Here is a 2275-nt window from a genome sequence, read left to right as displayed (position 1 = left end):
GTCGATGCGGAAGCCTGCGTCGCGTGGCCAGCTGTTCATCTGATAATCCCAGAAGGTCCATACGCCGCCCGCAGGGTGGCGGCTGCGCAGCGCGTCGGTCCAGCCATCGGCCAACATCCGGCGATAGGCGGCGCGGCTTTCGGGCTGCATCAGCGCGTCGTTGGCCATTGCCTTGACGGAATAGGTGTCATCGTCACGGGGGATGACATTATAGTCGCCCGCCAGGATCGCGGGCACTTCTTCCGCCCAGATTTCAGCAGCGCGGGTGCGCAGGCGTTGCATCCAGCGGAGTTTATAGTCGAATTTGGGGCCAGGCTGCGGATTGCCATTGGGCAAGTAGATGCTGGCGACGCGCACGCCCTTCACATCGGCCTCCAGATAGCGGCTATGCTCATCCTCCGGTTCGCCGTCGAGGCCGCGCCGGACTTCGACCGGACTTTCGCCGCGCGCGAGGATGGCGACGCCGTTGAAGCCCTTTTGCCCGTGCCAGATCACGCCATAGCCCGCCTCCTCGATATCCTTGACCGGGAAGGTTTCGTCGGAGGTCTTAATCTCCTGCAGGCAGGCGATGTCGGGCCGTGTTTCGTCCAGCCATTCCAGCAGGCGCGGCAGACGCGCCTTGATGCCGTTGATGTTGAAGGTGGCGATACGCATGGACGATTCTCCTCGCCCCCGTCCCTAATGACTGGAACGGCGCTTGGCTATCAGACCGAGAAGCTGGTGCCGCAGCCGCAACCCGCCGTCGCGTTGGGGTTGGTCACCTTGAAGGCTGCGCCGCCCAGGTCCGAGACAAAATCCACCGCTGATCCGCGGACCAGGTCGAGGCTCACGTCATCAACCACCAGGGTCACGCCGTCACGCTCGACCGATATATCCTCTGCGTCGATCTGATCGGCGAGGCCGAACCGATATTGGAAGCCCGAACAGCCGCCCCCCTCCACGGCCAGACGCAGGATCGCGGGCTTGCCCTGTTTGGCAGCGATCGCGGCGACACGCGCGGCGGCAGACGGGGTGAGATCAATGTCGGTCATGCGCCTTAGATAGGATCAAGCAAAAGGCCCGGCAACCCATGGGGTGCCGGGCCTTTTGCGAAAGTCGAAAAAGGGTGATCAATCGGCCGCTTTTTCCTGCGCCGTGGTCGGGCCGCCCATGGCGACCGGCGGCTTGGTGTTGGCGGCGACCAGATAGTCGGGACCGGCAACGAAGGGGATGGGGTTTATCGCCGCGCCATCGACGCGGACTTCATAGTGAAGGTGGCTGCCGGTGGAACGGCCGGTCGAGCCCATGAGGCCGATGACCTGGCCGCGCTTCACATAGCTGTTGGCTGCAACGACCAGCTTCGACATATGGCCGTAGCGCGTTTCCATGCCGCCACCATGCGAGATCTGGACGAGATTGCCATAGCCGCTGGCCCAGCCCGAACGGCTGACGATGCCGTCGGCGGTCGCATAAATGGGGGTGCCGACGGGACCGGGAATGTCGATGCCCTTGTGCATGCGGGCGCGGCCATTGAACGGATCGGAGCGGGTGCCGTAGTTGGAGGTCAGCGAGAGCTTTTCGACCGGGCGGCCCGACGGGATATAGGCAGTCGCCTTGGGCGTGCCATCCATGCGCTGCAGGCTGGAGAAGATGTTGGAGAAGGCGAGATCGACCGCGGCAGGTGTGGTTGCCGCCGCTTCGGTCACTTCGCCATAGGGATCATCATCTTCGGTCGCCTGTGCGGGCATCGCCGCGCAGAGCGTTCCGACCATCGCGATGCTTCCAAAAATTTTTGCGGCTTTCGCTGCACTCTGGAACAAATTGGATGCACCAACATTGATCGATTGAAGAAACAGCATGCCGACCCCGACTTATGTCACCGCAGGCTTGATTGCCCGTCGGCGCTTCCCGTGTTTTTATTGGCGACCTAGATCGCCCCCGCCAGACATAGACTGCAAATTGGCGGTCAGGTTGCAAGCGCGGCGTAGAATTCGTGGGTCAAACCGGCCTGTCGACGCGCCGAGTCGTTGAACGGCGGCTTAACGCTGCCCCGAAAATGGCGTTTCACCAGCATTTGGTAATGAATCGGTGGATTTAGGTTCCTTCGGTTCGCCTCCGTGACAAACCAGTTCGTCCCGGCTTGGACATGGCGAATCTCGTCGACGAGGATGCGCTCAAGGATTTTGACAGTGGGCGCGTCGCCTGCCTGGTCGAAGCGCGCGACCGTCGCGGGCGTGATGTCGAGCGCGCGCGCCTCCAGCACCATGGGCACGATGGCGAGGCGGGCGAGCGCGTC

4 protein-coding genes are annotated in these 2275 nt (G+C 62.8%); all 4 read right to left on the bottom strand.

Translation table 11 applies throughout. The annotated features are described in order from the left end of the window. Positions 1 to 654 (bottom strand): exodeoxyribonuclease III (locus tag IL54_RS07445; protein WP_037478065.1); only part of this gene is annotated, 654 nt, incomplete at its 3' end. Between the two features lie 50 nt (positions 655 to 704). After that, positions 705 to 1031 (bottom strand): iron-sulfur cluster insertion protein ErpA, encoded by a 327-nt coding sequence (erpA, locus tag IL54_RS07440; protein ID WP_037474406.1) that lies wholly within the window; start codon positions 1029 to 1031, stop codon positions 705 to 707. Positions 1032 to 1109: 78 nt separating this feature from the next. Then, positions 1110 to 1838 (bottom strand): M23 family metallopeptidase, encoded by a 729-nt coding sequence (locus tag IL54_RS07435; RefSeq protein ID WP_081912826.1) that lies wholly within the window; start codon positions 1836 to 1838, stop codon positions 1110 to 1112. A 107-nt stretch (positions 1839 to 1945) separates the two neighbouring features. Continuing rightward, a partial coding sequence (locus tag IL54_RS22845) for a DUF455 family protein (protein ID WP_156106278.1) occupies positions 1946 to 2275 on the bottom strand: 330 nt, incomplete at its 5' end.

This window comes from Sphingobium sp. ba1, assembly GCF_000743655.1.
Classification (GTDB): domain Bacteria; phylum Pseudomonadota; class Alphaproteobacteria; order Sphingomonadales; family Sphingomonadaceae; genus Sphingobium.
Note: the sequence above shows the minus strand (reverse complement) of the source record. Positions and strands in the feature narration are given on the sequence as shown.

What these genes read in the sequence shown, in the direction of transcription:
- erpA (WP_037474406.1), bottom strand. Translation starts at nt 1,031, where the DNA reads ATGACCGACATTGATCTCACCCCGTCTGCCGCCGCGCGTGTCGCCGCG.
- IL54_RS07435 (WP_081912826.1), bottom strand. Translation starts at nt 1,838, where the DNA reads ATGCTGTTTCTTCAATCGATCAATGTTGGTGCATCCAATTTGTTCCAG.